The following is a 14,449-nucleotide window of genomic DNA, read 5'->3' as shown; positions in this document are numbered from 1 at the left end:
CGTTCGGAATCTGGGCGCGAGCATACGCTCAGCCTTCGCGGATCGGGGCGCCCGCGTGGTGCAGGCTGCGCAACGCCTGCGCGTAGGAGTCGACGAGCCCGGTTTCGCAGTAGGGCACCCCGATCTCCGCGCAGTAGTCGCGCACGATCGGCTGCGCCCGGCGCAGGTGCGGGCTCGGCATGCTCGGGAACAGGTGGTGCTCGATCTGGTAGTTCAGCCCGCCGAGCGCCACGTCGACGACCGGGCCGCCGCGCACGTTGCGGGAGGTCAGCACCTGCTTGCGGAGGAAGTCCGGCCGGTCGTCGCCGGAGAGGATCGGCATGCCCTTGTGGTTCGGCGCGAAGATCGATCCCATGTAGACACCCCACAGTCCCTGGTGGACGATCAGGAACAGCAGCGCCTTTTCCGGTGGCAGCACGAGGAAGAGCACGGCGAGGTAGGCGGCGAAGTGGGTGCACAGCAGCGCCGCCTCGATGCCGCGGTGGCGCAGATTCCCTTTCACCACCGCGCGCACGCCGGAGAAGTGCAGGTTCAATCCCTCCAGGGTGAGCAGCGGGAAGAACAGGAACGCCTGCCAGCGGCCGATGAACCGCGGCAGCCCCTTGCTGGCCTTCGCCTGCTTCTGGGACCACACCAGGATGTCCGGGTCGACGTCGGGGTCGAGGTCCTCGTGGTTCGGGTTGGCGTGGTGGCGGGTGTGCTTGTCCATCCACCAGCCGTAGCTCATGCCGATGCCGAGGTTGCCCGCGAGCAGGCCCGCGATCTCGGTCGGCCGCCGGGTGCGGAACACCTGGCGGTGCGCGAGATCGTGCGCCAGCAGCGCGACCTGTCCGAAGAGGACGGCGAAGAACGCGGCGAGCCCGAGCTGGGCCCACGAGTCGCCGAGTGCGAAGAAGGCGGCGATACCGCCGAGATAGAGGCCGGCGACGATGCCGACGCGGGCGGTGTAGTAGCCGGGGCGCCTCGCCATCAGCCCGGCTTCGGTGATCCGTCGGGACAGGCGGGCGAAGTCGCTTCCGGTGGCGGGCTTGGCGATGTCGTCGTCGATGCTCACACGGCACAGCCTGGTGGCCTGGGCCCGGTGGTCCCATCCCGCGCGCACCCGGGTCGTTCGGGGGGCTGGCCCTACCGCGTGAAGCAGGACACCAGGCCGGTGGCGGCGCCACCGCCCACGAGCCGCACCGGGGACCGCGCGGTGCACGCGATCTGCTGCACGGCAAGGGACGACAGCGCGGCCGGGGCGATCGCGAGCGTGACGGTGGCCTGGTCGTCCGGGCCAGGGGTCAGCACGAGCGGGGCGGCCGAACGGGGCACTTCGGTGGTGAATCCCTGCGCTGCCTCGCCGGGGGTCGGTCCTTTCGCGAGCGCGGTGAGCGCCGTGGTGACGTCCCGTTCCGCGGACGGGCGCAGCACGATCGCGGTCTTTCCGTTCCGCACCAAGTAGATCGGGACACCGGCGGCGCCCACGGTCGGGCCGGGGGCACCGGGGATGACGTTGCTGGCGCGGACTCCGCACCCCGCGCACAGGGCCAGCAGCAGCACGACGGCGAGCGGTCGGCGGATCACGACGCCCCTTCCTGATGGTCCGGCAGGCGGAGGGTGAATAGCGCGCCGCCCTCCGCGCGGTTGCCCGCGACGAGACTTCCGCCGTGCAGGCGGGCGTTTTCCCACGCGATGGCGAGCCCGAGCCCGCTGCCCTCGGACCGGGCGCGGGCGGCGTCGGCCTTGTAGAACCGGTCGAAGACGTGGGGGAGCACTTCCGCGTCGAGCCCGCTGCCGTGGTCGCCGACCTCGACCACCACCTCACCCGCTTCGGCCCGCAGTGCGAGGAACACCGGAGGTTCGCCGTGCTTGAGCGCGTTGCCGGCCAGGTTCGCCACGATCACGTCCAGCCTGCGCGGATCGAGCCGCGCGGTCACCCCGTCGGGAAGATCGGTTTCGACGTCGTCGTCCCAGCCGCGGGCGTGCAGGGTGGCCCGCACCGCTTCGGCGAGATCGACGTCTTCGAGCACGAGCGCGGCGGCGCCCGAGTCGAACCTGCTGATCTCGATCAGGTCGTTCACCAGCCGCGTCAGGTTGTGTGCCTCCTGGCTGACCAGCCTCGCCGCGCGGCCCGCGTCCCCTGGCAGGTGCGCGGCGTCCTCTTCGAGCACGTCGGCGACCGCGGTCATCGCGGCCAGCGGCGTGCGCAGCTCGTGCGAGACGTCGGCGACGAACCGCCTCGCGTCGGCTTCCATCCGGCGCAGGTCTTCGACGTGCCGTTGCAGCGCGCCCGCGGTGTCGTTGAACGTGCTCGCCACCCCGGCGAGTTCGTCGGTGCCGCGAACTTCCAGCCTGGTCGCGAGATCGCCTTCGCCGAGCCGGTGCGCGGCATCGCCCAGTTCCCGGACGGGCCGGAGCACACCGCGCGCGGCGAACAGCGCCAGTCCCACCGCGAGCACCATCGCGGCGCCCCCGGTCAGCCACGCCAGCAGCGACAGCTGGTTCACGGCGTCGTCCTCGGCGGTGAGGTCGACGACGCGGTAGACCTCGATCCCGGACGGGGAAAACGTTCCGTCGAGGAACAGCGGGACACCGATGACCAGTGCCGTGCGCCCGTACTTGGACACGCGCTGCCACGCGACCGAACCGGTCGCCACCTTCTCGCGCAGCTCCGGCGTGGCCGAGAGGGCGTCGTTCCTGGACGGGGACTGCAGTTCGCCGTAGACCGCGCTCGCGTGCTCGGTCCCCTGGGACAGGGCGTCCGAGATCCAGCCGAGCTGGGCCCGGCTCGGCGGAATCTCGCGCACCGGCGGCATCCGCTTGATCTGGTCGACCAGCGCCAGCGCCGCGGTGTCCTGCGACTTCTGCAGCAGCACCGAACGGGCCTGCACGTACATCGCGCCCGCGACCCCGGCCGTGGTGAGCACGACGAGCGCCGCGAACGCGGCGAGCAACCGGTTCCGCAGCCCCCACGGCGTCCGCAGGGCGTCCGTCAGCTTCACACCGGTCCGAACCGATAACCGAAGCCGCGCACCGTCTGCACGTACACCGGTGCCGCCGAATCGTCCTCGACCTTGGCGCGCAGCCGTTGCACGCACGCGTCGACGAGCCGCGAGTCGCCGAGGTAGTCGTGGTCCCACACCGAGGACAGCAGCTGGCGCCTGCTCAGCACGCGGCCCGGCGTGCCGGAGAGTTCGAGCAGCAGGCGCAGCTCCGTCGGCGCGAGGCTCACCGGTTCGCCGCCCTTGCGCACCACGAGCGCGTCCCGGTCGATGGTCAGGTCGCCGTGCTGTTCGAGCGCCGGTTCGTCGTCGGTCTGCCGCTCGGTGGTGGTCCGCCGCAGCACGGCACGGATCCTCGCCTCCAGCACCCGCGGCCGGACCGGCTTGACCACGTAGTCGTCGGCGCCCGCTTCGAGACCGGCCACCACGTCCATGTCGTCGTTGCGGGCGGTGAGCATGATGATCGGCAGATCGCCGCCCGCCCTGATCCGGCGGCACACCTCGAACCCGTCGATCCCGGGCAGCATCAGGTCCAGCACCACCACGTCGGCCGGCGCGGCGGCCAGCGCGGCGAGACCCCGCTCGCCGGTTTCCGCGACCTCCACCGCGTGGCCCTGTCTGCCGAGCGCGAGCTGCAGTCCGTCGCGCACGGCCGGGTCGTCTTCGATCAGGAGAACTCGGGACACGCCTCGCAGCATTCCAAAATCCGGCGGGTTTCGCCCGTTCGTCACGTCGTGACCATCGCGGGCCGCCGGAGATCGGCGGCCCGCAGCAGCACCGCGACCGCCAGCACCGAACCCCCGACGACGACGCCGGTGACCGTCGTGGCGGCCAGCAGCGGCGGTGGCCCGGTCGAGGTCGTGGCCGAGTAGAACACCGGCAGCAGCGCCAGCGGCGGCACCAGCCCGGCGCCGAGCCACGGCGCACCACCGCCGTCCACATGCGACCGATCGCTCCTCGGCAGCAAGGCGGCCGCGGCGCAGCACACCGCGCAGGCGAGCAGCACGGCCGCGAGGACGTCGCTGAGCCGGTGCCACCCGGCCGCGATCGTGGCTGCGGCGACCGCCGAAACCCCCGCGGCGCCGGGTGCGGCGATCCACCACCGCGCGCGCGGTGGCGCGGCGATCAGCAACCCGAGCAGCAGCCCCGCCGCGGCACCGGTGTTCCCGCTGGGAAAGCTGTTGTGCGCCAGTGCCCCGGCGTCGTCGAAGTCGGGCCGGATGACCACGGCCTTGAGCGCGCTGGTGAGCGCCCCCGAGCAGCCAGCGACGAGCACCCCGGCCACGCCCGCCGACGCGCGCCCGGTCACCACCCCGGTCAGGAGCACCACGGCGAACAGCACCGCGAGCGTCACCTTGTCCCCGAAGAAGCTCAGCACCGCGGACGCGGGCTCGGACAGCGTGGTGTTCAGCGCGTATCCGCGGCGTTCGGGCTGCGGCAGGAGCGCGCGGTCGAGTGCCTGACCGCCGCGGGTCCACACGAACACGACGCAGATTCCCGCCGCCGCGGCGGCGAAGCCCAGCGCGGCGAGGACCGGTGCGCGCCGGTCCGTCGTCGGACGCGGTGGTCGTTCGGGGGCGAGGGTGGTGCCGGTCATGGTTCGAGGATGGCCGCGCGGCGTACTGGGCCGGTCTTCGGTATGTCATGGTCTTGTCACAGTTTCGCCGGTCAGCGGTCCGTGCGGAACTGTGACACGGCCGTCGCGGTCCCGTCGCGGAACACGCGCCGCGGCCGCACATTCGGCCCCGACGCTGGGCGGCATGATTCTCTCCGACTCCGCCCGCGCCAGGGTTTTCGCCGTACTGGCCAGGTTTCTCGCCCTCGCGCTCGTGCCGATCGCGTACTTCGCCGAACCGGGCCGCGGCCGGTTCCTCGCCTGCCAATGGGCGCTGGGCCTGCGCTTTCCCGCCGAGGACCTGAACGGCCTGACCGCGCGCACCCGCGACGCCCTGATGGCGGCGCGGGCCGTCGCGTTCTGGCGGGACCACCACCTCATCGGCCTCACCTCGGGCCATCGGGACCACGCCGAACAGCGCAGGATGTTCGCCGACGAGGTCGGCAGGACGGGATCGCTGCACGCGGCGCGCGTGCGCGTGCTGCCCGCGGACGAGTCCGCGCACGTCAAGGGAATCGCGCTGGACGTGCGCCCCACCGAAGGCGCGCGCTGGCTCGAAGAGCACGGCGCGGACTACGGCCTGTACCGCATCTACGAGAACGAATGGTGGCACTTCGAGCACCGGGCGAGCAGGCCGGAACTGCTGCCGCACCCCGGCGTGAAGCTCGTGGGCGTTCAGAGGTGACGGGCGAGCCAGGCGAGGTGGTCGTCGGGCGAGCCGAACAGCGCGGCGCCGGAATGGGCGCGCTTGAAGTAGCGGTGCGCGTCGTGCTCCCAGGTGATCGCGATCCCGCCGTGCAACTGGATCATCTCCGCGGCGACCGTGGAAAACGCCTCCGCGCAGTAGGCCTTGGCCACGTGCGCGAGCAGCTCCGACCCGCCTGCCGCCTCCGCCGCCGAGCGCGCGGTCTCCACCAGCACGTGCAGATCCGCCATCCGGTGCTTGAGCGCCTGGAACGACCCGATCGGCCTGCCGAACTGGTGGCGCTGCTTGGCGTAGCCGACCGTCAGCTCGAGCGCTTTGGCGGCCGCACCGGCCTGTTCGGCGGCGAGCACCGCGCACGCGGTGTCGCGCGCGCGGTCCAGCGCGGGGGAGAAGTCACCGGTGCCGATCCGGGTTGCCGGGGCGCGGGTGAACCGGATCTCGGAGAACCGCCGCGTTTCGTCCATGCCGGGCGTGTGCACCCGGTGTGCGTCCGCGGTGTCCACTTCGTACAGTCCGATGCCGTGTTCTTCGCGCGCGGCAACGAGAAGCACGTCGGCGATGTCACCGTCCAGGACGTAGTGCGCCTGACCGTCCACTGTGGATCCGTCGGCGCGGCAGGCGACTTCGGTCGTCCATCCGCCGTCCGGGCCGGTCCACGCGACACTGCCGATCGCGCCTTCGGCGAGCTTCGGCAGCAGCCGGGCGCACGCGTCCTCGTCACCCGATTCGAGCAGGACGCTCGTCGCGAGCACCGCGGAGCCGAGGAACGGCACCGCGGCGAGCCCGAGTTCCGCCGCGACGGCCTGGAGTTCGCGCAACCCGGCCCCCGCGCCGCCGTGCCGTTCCGGGATCGCGAGCCCGGCGACCCCGATCCCGCACAGCACCGGCCACGGATCCGGTTCCTTTTCGACGATCTCGCGGACCGTTTCGGCCAGCGCCTCCAACTCGTTCACGTGGCCTCCAGCACGCGCGCGCGGTGGAAGGCGGGCGTGCCCCACGCGCCCAGCAGCGCGCGGACCTTGGTCAGCCGCAGCCCCAGCGGGTGCTCGCCGGTGTAGCCGATCGCACCGTGCACCTGCAGGCCCGTCCGCGCGGCCAGGTGCGCCGCCCGGCCCGCCGCGACCTTCGCCGCGGACACGTCCCGCGCGGTCAGCGTCAGCGCGGCGGCGTGCACGAGCGGCCTGGCCAGTTCGAGTTCCGTGACTACGTCGGCGAGCAGATGCTTGACGGCCTGGAAGCTTCCGATCGGCTTCCCGTACTGGTGCCGCTGCTTCGCGTGCTCCACCGAGGCGTCGAGCAGCCACCGCCCGGCGCTGAGCAGGTAAGCCGCGGTCGCCAGCGCGCCGAGTTCGAAGGCGCGCGCCGGATCCGCCTCACCGATGCGCTCACCCGGCTCGACGCGGAACAGTCGCCGTGCTCCGTCCACTGAGGACAATCGGGTGGCGGGGTGGAAGACGTGGAGCCCCGTGCCGTCGACCGCGACCCGGGTGTCTGCGACATCGGCGTCGAGTGCGTACGGCACGTGCGGCGGGAATGCGACCGAGGCGAGTGTTTCGCCCGCCGCGACCCCGGCGAGCAGTTCGTCGTCGAGCAGCGCGGGCAGGACCGCGACGGTGTCCGTCCACGGGCCGGGGACCGCGTGGTACCCGAGCCGGTCGAATGCCACCACGAGATCGAGATCGCTCGCGCCGAGCCCGTCGTACCGCTCGGGGACGCCGAGCGCGGTGACGCCGATTTCGGCGAGTTCCCGCCACAGCTTGCGCCCCTCGTCGTGCTCGCCGCGCGCCCACGCGCGCGTCGCCGAGTCGACTTCGCGACTGGTCAGCAGGTCGTCGAGGCTCGCGGCGAACCGCTCCTGCTCTTCGGACAAGAGGAACTTCATCGCGGCAGCCCCAGTACGCGTTCGGCGACGGTGGAGCGCTGGATCTGGTCGGTGCCGCCGTAGATCGGCCCGGCGAGCGAGAACAGCCAGCCGTCCGTCCACTCGGGACCGACCTCGGCCTCGGGGCCGAGCAGATCGAGCGCGGTCTCGTGCAGGTCCACGTCGAGCCGGGACCAGAAGAGCTTGTTCACACTGGACTCCGGCCCCAGCTTCCCGCCCGCTTCGAGGCGCGACACCGTGCCGAAGGTGTAGAGCTGGTAGGCCCGCGCGCCGATCCACGCGTCGGCGACGCGCTCCGCCGTCCCGGCAGGCCGTCCCGCGTCCCGCCACTCGCGCACCAACGCGTCCGCGGCGGCGAGGAAGCGTCCCGGACTGCGCAAGGAAAGCCCGCGCTCGTTGTTCGCTGTGGTCATCGCCACCCGCCAGCCCTCGCCCGGTTCGCCGATCACGTCGCGGTCGGGCACGAACACGTCGTCGAAGAACAGCTCCGCGAATCCCGGTTCGCCGTCGAGCTGGGGGATCGGCCGCACGGTGACGCCCTCGGCGCGCAGGTCCACCATGACGTAGGTCAGCCCGTGGTGCCGCCGCGCTTCGGGATCCGAGCGGAAGAGCCCGAACGCGCGGTCCGCGAACGAGGCGCGTGAGCTCCACGTCTTCTGGCCGGTGAGCAGCCAGCCGCCCTCGGTCCGGCGCGCGGTCGAGCGCAGCGCCGCGATGTCGCTGCCCGCCTCCGGTTCGGACCAGGCCTGTGCCCAGATCTCCTGCCCGCGCGCCATCGCGGGCAGGATCCGGTGCCGCTGCTCGTCCGTGCCGTGGGAGAACAGGGTGGGCGCGAGCATGAAGATGCCGTTCTGGCTCACCCGCCCCGGCGCGCGCGCCGCGTAGTACTCCTCTTCGAAGAGCACCCATTCCAGCAGGGTCCGGTCCTGGCCGCCGAATTCTTCCGGCCACGAGACCACCGAGAGCCGGGCGTCGGCCAGTTTCGCTTCCCACGCGCGATGTTCTTCGAAACCCGTTGCGGTATCGAAGGAAGCGAGCGGGGTCTTCGGCACGTTTTCCGCCAGCCACGCCCGCACCTCGTCGCGGAACCCGGCCGCGCGGTCGTCCAGGTCGAGATCCATCACCGCGCCCCGTCCCGCATCGAGCGCGCGTCCTGCCCGCCGAGCGAGTCCCCATCGGACACTTCGGCGTTGTGCGCGTGCGCGAAGTGGTGCAACCCGAACACGGAGTCCATTCCGGACCGCATGCCCATCAGGTCCTCGGCCTGGTTGACCGCCTTCTTCGCCAGCGCGAGCCCGAACGACGGCATCGCCGCGATCGTCTCGGCGAGCGCGAACGTCTCGTCGGCGAGGTCGTCTCTCGGCACGACCCGGTTGAGCATGCCCCACTCCTTCGCCTCGGCGGCGCTGAACCGGCGGCCGGTGAACAGCACCTCCTTCGCCGCCCTCGGCCCGAGCACCCACGGGTGCGCGAAGTACTCGACGCCGGGAATTCCCATGCGCACCACGGGATCGGAGAAGAACGCGTCCTCGGCGGCGACGATCAGATCGCACACCCAGGCCAGCATCAGCGCGCCCGCCACGCACGCGCCCTGCACGCTCGCGATCATCGGTTTCGGGATTTCGCGCCAGCGGCGGCACATCCCGAGGTACACCTCGGCCTCGCGCGCGAACCGCTGGTCCCCGCCGGACCTGCCGACGTGGTCCCACCACAGCACCGCCTTGCGCTCGAACGACACGTCGGCGTCCCGGCCGGGGGAGCCGATGTCGTGCCCGGCCGAGAAGTGCTTGCCCTCCCCGGCCAGCACGATCACCTTCACCGCGTCGTCGTCGACGGCACGGGTGAACGCGGCGTCGAGCGCGTAGGTCATCGCGGAGTTCTGGGCGTTGCGGTAGTCGGGGCGGTTCATCGTGACGACCGCGACCGGTCCCCGTACCTCGTAGCGCACTTCATCAGCCATCGGTTCGCTCCCGCAGCACTCGTTTCAGCACCTTTCCCGACGCGTTCCTCGGCAGCTCGGCGGCGAACCGGACGCGCCGGGGGACTTTGTAGTTGGCCAGCAGCTCGCGGCAGTGCCCGAGCACGGTTTCCTCGTCCAGCTCCTGGCCGGGCGATGCCACGATGTGCGCGAGCCCGACCTCGCCGAGGCGCTGGTCCGGCATGCCGACGACGGCCACTTCGGACACTCCGGGCAGCCGCGAGATCACCTGCTCCACCTCGGCGGGGTAGACGTTGAACCCGCCGCAGATGTAGAGGTCCTTGATCCGGTCGGTGATCCGCAGGTACCCGCGGTCGTCGAGGGCGCCGACGTCACCGGTGTGCAGCCAGCCGTCGGCGTCGATCGCGGCGGCGGTCGCCTCGGGGTCGTCGAGGTAGCCGAGCATCACGTTGGGCCCGCGCAGCAGGATCTCGCCGGAGTCCGCGATCTTCACCTCGAACCCCGCCGTGGGCCGTCCCGAGGTGGTGGCGACCGTCTGCGGGTCGTCGCCAGCGTCGCACATCGTCACCACGACGGCTTCGGTGAGCCCGTATGCGGTGAGCACGGTGCCGAACCCCAGCTCGTCGCGCATCCGCTCGACCAGGCGCACCGGGACCGTCGCCGCGCCGGTGACCGCGACGCGGAGGCTGGACAGGTCCCGTTCGGTCCGCTGTGGATGGTCCACAAGGGACTGGTGGATGGTGGGCGCGCCGGGCAGCACGGTGATCCGCTCGCGCTCGATGATCCGCAGCGCCTCGGTGACGTCGAAGGTGGCTTGCGGGACGAGCGTCGCGCCGTTCAGGAGCGCGGCCAGGATGCCCGCCTTGTAGCCGAAGCTGTGGAAGAACGGGTTGACCACGAGGTAGCGGTCCTCCGCGGTGAGCCCCACGTGATCCGCCCACGCCGCCGCGACGCCGAGCGCCTGGCGGTGGCTGCTCATCGCGCCCTTGCTGCGGCCGGTGGTGCCCGAGGTGAACAGGATGTCGCTGACGTCGTCCCGGGACACGAGCGGCGCTGGGGCCGCATCGAATCCGTCCAAAGCGGACCATTCGGTGACGCCTTCGCGCGGCGGCTCCTCGCCTTCGACCGGGACGCGCAGCACGATGCCGGGGACGGTGCCCGTGCGGCTCAGCGCCGCGAGCCGGTCGGTGCCGAGGAACTGGCCGGTGACGACCAGCGCGACCGCCCCGCTCCTGGTGAGGATGTCGGCCGTTTCCGCGGCGGTGAACCGGGTGTTGACCGGGACCAGCGCGGCGCCCGCGTAGTGCGCGCCGAGCGCGGCGACCACCCAGTGCCAGGTGTTGGGCGCGTTCACCGCCACCCGGTCGCCGGGACGGACGCCCCGCGCGGTGAAGAACCCGGCGCAGCGGCGGACGTGGTCGAGGAGCTGTTCGTAGGTGACGCGGACGGTGCCGTCGACGAGCGCCTCTCGCGCGCCGAAGCGCCGTGCGGCGGCGATGAGCGCGCCGGGAGTGGTTTGCTCGGTCATCAACTCTCCCTAGCAAGTGCTTGGTAGGGTAGCCTACGCAGGACGGCGCCCGCTGTCGACAGCCCGGACGGAGGTAAAGGCGTGACCGACACCGAGTTCCGGGCGGAAATCCGGTCGTGGCTCGAAGAAAACCTCTCCGGCGAGTTCACGTCCGTGCGCGGGCTCGGCGGCCCCGGCCGGGAGCACGAGGAGTTCGACCGCAGACTCGCGTGGGAACGGCGGCTCGCCGAGGGCGGCTGGAACGGCATCGGCTGGCCGGTCGAGCACGGCGGCCGCGGCGCGAGCCTCGCGCGGCAGGTGATCTTCCACGAGGAGTACGCGCGCTCCCGCGCCCCGGCGCGGGTGAGTCATCTCGGCCAGGAACTTCTCGGCCCGACGCTCATCGCGTTCGGCACGCCGGAGCAGCGGCGCCGGTTTCTCCCCGCGATCCTGCGCGTCGAAGAGCTGTGGTGCCAGGGTTATTCGGAGCCGGGCGCCGGGTCCGATCTCGCGGCCGTGTCCACCACGGCCAGGCTCGACGGCGGGGAATGGGTGCTGCACGGGCAGAAGGTGTGGACCTCGCTCGCGCACGTCGCCGACTGGTGCTTCGTGCTGGCCAGGACCGAACCGGGGTCGAAGCGCCACCACGGCCTGTCGTACCTGCTGGTGCCGCTCGACCAGCCCGGTGTCGAAGTGCGCCCGATCCGGCAGCTCACCGGCACCGCGGAGTTCAACGAAGTCTTCTTCGACGGCGCTCGCACGGCTCGCGACCTCGTGGTCGGCGAACCGGGTGAGGGCTGGCGCGTCGCGATGGGCACGCTCGCGTTCGAACGCGGGGTCGCCACGCTCGGCCAGCAGGTCGGGTTCCGCCGCGAGCTGGACGAACTGGTGGCGCTCGCGCGGGAGAACGGCGCGCTGGGCGATCCGGTGCTGGCGAACGCGCTGGCACGGGCGCGGATGGGGCTCGAAGTCATGCGTGCGCACGCCGTGCGCACGCTCGGCGACTCCTCGCCGGGCGTGGCGGAAGTGTCCAAACTGGTCTGGGCGAACTGGCATCGCGCACTCGGTGAGCTGGCGATGCGCGTGCGCGGCGCCAGTTCCCTCGTCACCAGCAACGCCGAAGCGGGGCTCGACGATTTGCAACGGCTCTACCTGTTCAGCCGCGCGGACACGATCTACGGCGGCTCCAACGAAATCCAGCGAAACGTGCTCGCCGAGCGGGTGCTCGGCCTGCCGAGGGAGGTCCGTCCGTGATCGCGGTGCCGAAGTACCCCGAAGGCGCGAACCTGTTGCGGGACAAGGTCGTGGTGGTGACCGCGGCCGCCGGGACCGGGATCGGGTCCGCCGTCGCGAAGCGCGCGCTCGAAGAGGGCGCCCGCGTTGTGCTCAGCGATTGGCACCAGCGCAGGCTCACCGAGAAGGCCGTGGAACTGGGCGAACTCGGCCCCGTGCACACGATTGCGTGCGACGTCACCGACGAGGACCAGGTCCAGGCGCTGTTCGACGGCGCCGCGGAGCACTTCGGCCGGATCGACGTGGTGGTCAACAACGCGGGCCTCGGCGGGTCAAAGTCCATTGTGGACATGACGGACGAGGAATGGTTCCGGGTGCTCGACGTGACGCTCACCGGCACCTTCCGCGCCACCCGTGCGGCGCTGCGGCGGTTCATCGCGCAGGGCGGCGGGGGAGCGGTGGTCAACAACGCTTCGGTGATCGGCTGGCGCGCGCAGGGCGAGCAGGCGCACTACGCGGCCGCGAAGGCCGGGGTGATGGCGCTGACGAGATCGGCCGCGGTCGATGTCGCCGGACACGGGATCCGGGTCAACGCGGTCGCGCCGAGCCTGGCCATGCATCCGTTCCTGGCCAAGGTGACCACCGACGAACTGCTCGACGAGCTCACCGCGCGCGAGGTGTCCGGTCGCGCCGCCGAACCGTGGGAGGTGGCCAACGTGATGGTCTTCCTCGCCAGTGACTACGCCTCGTACCTCACCGGTGAGGTGCTCTCCGTAAGCTCGCAACATGCGTGAGGAAGGCGTGAACACCAAGGGACGTGGCTCGTCGAGGCGGGCGGAACTGCTCTCGCTGGCGGCGAAGCTGTTCGCCGAACGCGGGTACGTCTCGACGACCGTGCGGGACATCGCGGACGCGGCGGGCATCCTGTCCGGCAGCCTCTACCACCACTTCGACTCGAAGGAGTCGATGGCGGACGAGATCCTGACCGGGTTCCTCGACGAGCTGTTCGGCAGCTACCAGGAGATCACCGCCGCCGGGCTCGGCCCGAGGAAGACGCTCGAAGCCGTGGTGACGGCGTCGTTCGAGGCCATCGAGCGCAGGCCGGCCGAGGTGGCGATCTACCAGAACGAGGCGAAGCACCTGACGCAGCTGCCGCGGTTCGCCTACCTCGCCGAGCGCAACGCGGAGTTCCGCAAGCTGTGGAACAGGATTCTCACCGACGGCGTCGCCGAAGGCGCGTTCCGCGCCGATCTCGACGTCGAGCTGACCTACCGGTTCCTCCGCGACACGGTGTGGGTCGCGGTGCGCTGGTACAACCCGGACGGCGCGCTCTCCGCGGACGCGGTGGCCGAGCAGTACCTCGGCATCCTGCTCGAGGGGATCGCGGCGAAACGCAAGCGGGTCAGGAAGGAACCTTGATGGCCGAAGCGTATGTGATCGACGCCGTGCGCACGCCCGTCGGCAGGCGGGGCGGCGCGCTGAGCGCGGTGCACCCGGCGGACCTCGCCGCGCACGTGCTCGCCGAGGTGCTCACGCGCGCCGGGCTGGACCCGGCGCTGGTCGACGACGTGGTCCTCGGCTGCACCGACACCCTCGGCCCGCAGGCGGGCAACATCGCCAGGACGGCGTGGCTCGCGGCGGGTTTCCCGCACCACGTGCCCGGCGTGACCGTCGACCGGCAGTGCGGGTCGAGCCAGCAGGCCGTGCACTTCGCCGCGCAGGCCGTGCTGTCCGGCACCATGGACGCGGTGCTCGCGGGCGGCGTGCAGAGCATGAGCGCGATCCCGATCAGCGCGGCCATGCTCGCCGGGCGCGAATACGGTTTTGACGACCCGTTCACCGGTTCGTCGGGCTGGCAGGAGCGCTACGGCGCGGCCGAGGTCTCGCAGTTCCGCGCGGCCGAGATGATCGCGAACCACTGGGGCATCACGCGCGAGCAGATGGAGGAGTACGCGCTCGCCAGCCACCAGCGCGCGCTCGCGGCGATCGACGAGGGCCGTTTCGACGCGGAAACCGTGCCGTTCGGGGACTTCCGCCACGACGAGGGGCCGAGGCGGGACACCACCGCGGAGCGCATGGCGTCGTTGAAACCCCTCGCCGACGGATCCCCGCTCACCGCGGCCGTCGCGAGCCAGATCTCCGACGGCGCGAGCGCGACCCTGATCGCCTCCGAGGCGTTCGTCGCCGAGCACGGGCTGACCCCGAAGGCGCGCATCCACCACCTGTCGGTGCGCGCGGCCGATCCCGTGTGGATGCTCACCGGCCCGATCCCGGCGACCGCGCACGCGTTGCGCCGCACCGGATTGGCGATCGGCGACATCGACCTGTTCGAGGTCAACGAGGCGTTCGCGAGCGTGGTGCTGGCGTGGCTCGACGAAACCGGCGCGGACCCGGCGCGGGTGAACGTCAACGGCGGCGGGATCGCGCTCGGCCACCCGATCGGCGCCACCGGCACGAAACTGTTCGCGACGCTGCTGCACGAACTCGAACGCCGCGGCGGCCGGTACGGCCTGCAGACCATGTGCGAAGGCGGCGGCACCGCCAACGTCACGATCATCGAACGGCTCTGAAACTCACACCTGT

Annotated in this window: 15 protein-coding genes; 5 read left to right on the top strand and 10 right to left on the bottom strand. The window is 71.6% G+C overall.

Going from position 1 to position 14,449, the window contains the following annotated elements:
• Nucleotides 1-28: 28 nt before the first annotated feature.
• From HUW46_RS01665 to HUW46_RS01645, 5 genes are all read right to left on the bottom strand, one after another.
• Nucleotides 29-1,054, bottom strand: a complete 1,026-nt coding sequence (locus tag HUW46_RS01665; protein WP_254125699.1) for a fatty acid desaturase family protein — start codon at nt 1,052-1,054, stop codon at nt 29-31.
• 71 nt (nt 1,055-1,125) lie between these two features.
• Nucleotides 1,126-1,566 carry a hypothetical protein gene (locus HUW46_RS01660; protein WP_254125697.1) on the bottom strand — a complete coding sequence of 147 codons (441 nt, stop codon included), beginning with the start codon at nt 1,564-1,566 and terminating at the stop codon, nt 1,126-1,128.
• Nucleotides 1,563-2,984 (bottom strand): sensor histidine kinase, encoded by a 1,422-nt coding sequence (locus HUW46_RS01655; protein WP_254125695.1) that lies wholly within the window; start codon nt 2,982-2,984, stop codon nt 1,563-1,565. Before HUW46_RS01655 ends, HUW46_RS01660 begins: the two co-directional genes overlap by 4 nt.
• Nucleotides 2,981-3,682 (bottom strand): response regulator, encoded by a 702-nt coding sequence (locus HUW46_RS01650; RefSeq protein WP_442860960.1) that lies wholly within the window; start codon nt 3,680-3,682, stop codon nt 2,981-2,983. The genes HUW46_RS01655 and HUW46_RS01650 overlap by 4 nt, the downstream gene beginning before the upstream one ends.
• 29 nt (nt 3,683-3,711) lie before the next feature.
• The gene (locus HUW46_RS01645; protein ID WP_215545574.1) at nt 3,712-4,581 is read right to left on the bottom strand and encodes a phosphatase PAP2 family protein; all 870 of its coding nucleotides are present in this window, start codon (nt 4,579-4,581) and stop codon (nt 3,712-3,714) included.
• Nucleotides 4,582-4,744: 163 nt separating this feature from the next.
• Between HUW46_RS01645 and HUW46_RS01640 the strand changes: the two genes are divergently transcribed.
• Nucleotides 4,745-5,284 (top strand): D-alanyl-D-alanine carboxypeptidase, encoded by a 540-nt coding sequence (locus HUW46_RS01640; RefSeq protein ID WP_215545573.1) that lies wholly within the window; start codon nt 4,745-4,747, stop codon nt 5,282-5,284.
• On the opposite strand, the gene HUW46_RS01635 is transcribed toward HUW46_RS01640, so the two are convergent.
• Genes HUW46_RS01635 through HUW46_RS01615 form a run of 5 tightly spaced genes read right to left on the bottom strand, consistent with a single transcriptional unit; the run spans nt 5,275 to nt 10,654 of the window.
• Complete coding sequence (locus HUW46_RS01635) at nt 5,275-6,258, bottom strand: acyl-CoA dehydrogenase family protein (protein WP_215545572.1); 984 nt, start codon at nt 6,256-6,258, stop codon at nt 5,275-5,277. The genes HUW46_RS01640 and HUW46_RS01635 overlap by 10 nt on opposite strands.
• Entirely contained in the window at nt 6,255-7,187 is a 933-nt protein-coding gene (locus HUW46_RS01630) for an acyl-CoA dehydrogenase family protein (RefSeq protein ID WP_215545571.1), read from the bottom strand. The genes HUW46_RS01635 and HUW46_RS01630 overlap by 4 nt, the downstream gene beginning before the upstream one ends.
• Entirely contained in the window at nt 7,184-8,308 is a 1,125-nt protein-coding gene (locus tag HUW46_RS01625; protein ID WP_215545570.1) for an acyl-CoA dehydrogenase family protein, read from the bottom strand. The genes HUW46_RS01630 and HUW46_RS01625 overlap by 4 nt, the downstream gene beginning before the upstream one ends.
• Nucleotides 8,308-9,147 carry an enoyl-CoA hydratase gene (locus HUW46_RS01620; RefSeq protein WP_215545569.1) on the bottom strand — a complete coding sequence of 280 codons (840 nt, stop codon included), beginning with the start codon at nt 9,145-9,147 and terminating at the stop codon, nt 8,308-8,310. Before HUW46_RS01620 ends, HUW46_RS01625 begins: the two co-directional genes overlap by 1 nt.
• Complete coding sequence (locus HUW46_RS01615) at nt 9,140-10,654, bottom strand: FadD3 family acyl-CoA ligase (protein WP_215545568.1); 1,515 nt, start codon at nt 10,652-10,654, stop codon at nt 9,140-9,142. The genes HUW46_RS01620 and HUW46_RS01615 overlap by 8 nt, the downstream gene beginning before the upstream one ends.
• 81 nt (nt 10,655-10,735) lie before the next feature.
• On the opposite strand from HUW46_RS01615, the gene HUW46_RS01610 reads away from it, so the two are divergent.
• Genes HUW46_RS01610 through HUW46_RS01595 form a run of 4 tightly spaced genes read left to right on the top strand, consistent with a single transcriptional unit; the run spans nt 10,736 to nt 14,436 of the window.
• Nucleotides 10,736-11,887: an acyl-CoA dehydrogenase family protein gene (locus tag HUW46_RS01610; protein ID WP_215545567.1), complete on the top strand. Its 1,152-nt coding sequence runs from the start codon at nt 10,736-10,738 to the stop codon at nt 11,885-11,887.
• The gene (locus tag HUW46_RS01605) at nt 11,884-12,660 is read left to right on the top strand and encodes an SDR family oxidoreductase (protein WP_215545566.1); all 777 of its coding nucleotides are present in this window, start codon (nt 11,884-11,886) and stop codon (nt 12,658-12,660) included. Before HUW46_RS01610 ends, HUW46_RS01605 begins: the two co-directional genes overlap by 4 nt.
• The gene (locus HUW46_RS01600; RefSeq protein ID WP_215545565.1) at nt 12,653-13,285 is read left to right on the top strand and encodes a TetR/AcrR family transcriptional regulator; all 633 of its coding nucleotides are present in this window, start codon (nt 12,653-12,655) and stop codon (nt 13,283-13,285) included. The genes HUW46_RS01605 and HUW46_RS01600 overlap by 8 nt, the downstream gene beginning before the upstream one ends.
• Nucleotides 13,285-14,436 carry an acetyl-CoA C-acetyltransferase gene (locus HUW46_RS01595; RefSeq protein ID WP_215545564.1) on the top strand — a complete coding sequence of 384 codons (1,152 nt, stop codon included), beginning with the start codon at nt 13,285-13,287 and terminating at the stop codon, nt 14,434-14,436. Before HUW46_RS01600 ends, HUW46_RS01595 begins: the two co-directional genes overlap by 1 nt.
• Nucleotides 14,437-14,449 lie beyond the last annotated feature (13 nt).

It is taken from the genome of Amycolatopsis sp. CA-230715, from assembly GCF_018736145.1.
Lineage (GTDB): Bacteria > Actinomycetota > Actinomycetes > Mycobacteriales > Pseudonocardiaceae > Amycolatopsis.
The sequence above is the reverse complement of the archived record's forward strand: the minus strand, read 5'-3'. Positions and strand labels throughout refer to the sequence as shown.

What these genes read in the sequence shown, in the direction of transcription:
- HUW46_RS01650 (WP_442860960.1), bottom strand. Translation starts at nt 3,682, where the DNA reads ATGCTGCGAGGCGTGTCCCGAGTTCTCCTGATCGAAGACGACCCGGCC.
- HUW46_RS01645 (WP_215545574.1), bottom strand. Translation starts at nt 4,581, where the DNA reads ATGACCGGCACCACCCTCGCCCCCGAACGACCACCGCGTCCGACGACG.
- HUW46_RS01640 (WP_215545573.1), top strand. Translation starts at nt 4,745, where the DNA reads ATGATTCTCTCCGACTCCGCCCGCGCCAGGGTTTTCGCCGTACTGGCC.
- HUW46_RS01630 (WP_215545571.1), bottom strand. Translation starts at nt 7,187, where the DNA reads ATGAAGTTCCTCTTGTCCGAAGAGCAGGAGCGGTTCGCCGCGAGCCTC.
- HUW46_RS01625 (WP_215545570.1), bottom strand. Translation starts at nt 8,308, where the DNA reads ATGGATCTCGACCTGGACGACCGCGCGGCCGGGTTCCGCGACGAGGTG.
- HUW46_RS01620 (WP_215545569.1), bottom strand. Translation starts at nt 9,147, where the DNA reads ATGGCTGATGAAGTGCGCTACGAGGTACGGGGACCGGTCGCGGTCGTC.
- HUW46_RS01615 (WP_215545568.1), bottom strand. Translation starts at nt 10,654, where the DNA reads ATGACCGAGCAAACCACTCCCGGCGCGCTCATCGCCGCCGCACGGCGC.
- HUW46_RS01600 (WP_215545565.1), top strand. Translation starts at nt 12,653, where the DNA reads ATGCGTGAGGAAGGCGTGAACACCAAGGGACGTGGCTCGTCGAGGCGG.
- HUW46_RS01595 (WP_215545564.1), top strand. Translation starts at nt 13,285, where the DNA reads ATGGCCGAAGCGTATGTGATCGACGCCGTGCGCACGCCCGTCGGCAGG.